This is a genomic window from Massilia sp. TSP1-1-2, from assembly GCF_049896185.1.
In the GTDB taxonomy this organism is placed as follows: Bacteria; Pseudomonadota; Gammaproteobacteria; order Burkholderiales; family Burkholderiaceae_D; genus Telluria_A.
This window is the reverse complement of record NZ_JAFCTU010000131.1, coordinates 1-999: the sequence shown is the minus strand read 5'-3', so window position 1 is coordinate 999 and position 999 is coordinate 1. Positions and strand designations below refer to the sequence as shown.

At 65.4% G+C, this 999-nt stretch carries 1 protein-coding gene; it reads left to right on the top strand.

From position 1 onward, the window contains the following. Nucleotides 1-999, top strand: a 999-nt coding sequence (locus ACP7BV_RS27260) for a carboxypeptidase regulatory-like domain-containing protein (protein ID WP_426108039.1), incomplete at both ends; no start/stop codon positions are given.

Sequence of the window (999 nt, the reverse complement as noted above, 5' to 3'; positions counted from 1 at the left end):
GCGATCTCCGACGGTACGGCGGTGCTGCGCACCAGCAGCGACGCCAGCGGCCAGTTCGCGATCACGCTCAATCCAGGCAGTTACAGCGCCACATTGACCTTTGCCGGCTACAGCAGCGTGACGCAGCGCTTCGTCGGTCCGGCTGGCGCCACCATCAACGCGGGCCTGATCAGCATGACGCAGCAGCTTTCCAGTAGTGCTGTCAAAGGCCGCGTGACCAATGCCGCAGGGCAAGCGGTTGCGGGCGCCAGCATTCAGGTCGTGGGCGCGAGTGCGTCGGCCACCAGTGCTGCGGACGGCAGCTATCGGATCGACAGCATCAGCAGCTTGAGCATTCCGCTGCGCGCCAGTGCCAGCGGCTACAATGCGCAATCGGTCACGCTGCAGGTGTCCAGCGCCGCCGAGCTGCTGCAAGACTTCACGCTGGAGTCGCAGGGCGTGGGCAGTTTCACGATTGGGCTCTTGAACGTCACGCCTGGCAGTGTCGGCAGCGGCGCAGATGTTGCCGTGGCGACCAGCATCGGCAACGTGGGCGACGCCAGCGCCACAGCCGTGCTCCAGCTGCAGGTGCAGGACCAGAACAACAACATCATCGGTACCGGATCCGCATTCGACGCCGACGGCAACCTGATCGGCCAGATAACGCTTGCCGCCGGCGCCCAGCAGCCGGTGCGCATGGTGTGGAATTCCGGCCAGTACCTGCCCGCGAACTACAGCTTGCATGTGCGCTTGCTCAGGGCTGGCAGCCTGCAGAGCAAGACGCCGCAGGGCGTGCTGCTGGTGGAGCGCGTGGCAAACGTCGCCGTGACCGGCAAGTTAGCATTTGCCGGCACCATCACGGCCAATCCGCCCGTGCTGCAGTCGGGAACGAACACGCCGGTCAAGTTGTCGGCGGTGGTGCAAAACAGGGGCAACCAGCCGCCGAAGCGGTCCCCGGCCTTTGCCACAATCAGGTTGGCGTCGCCGGCAACGTCGAGCGATATCTGTTTGCCCGCCTCG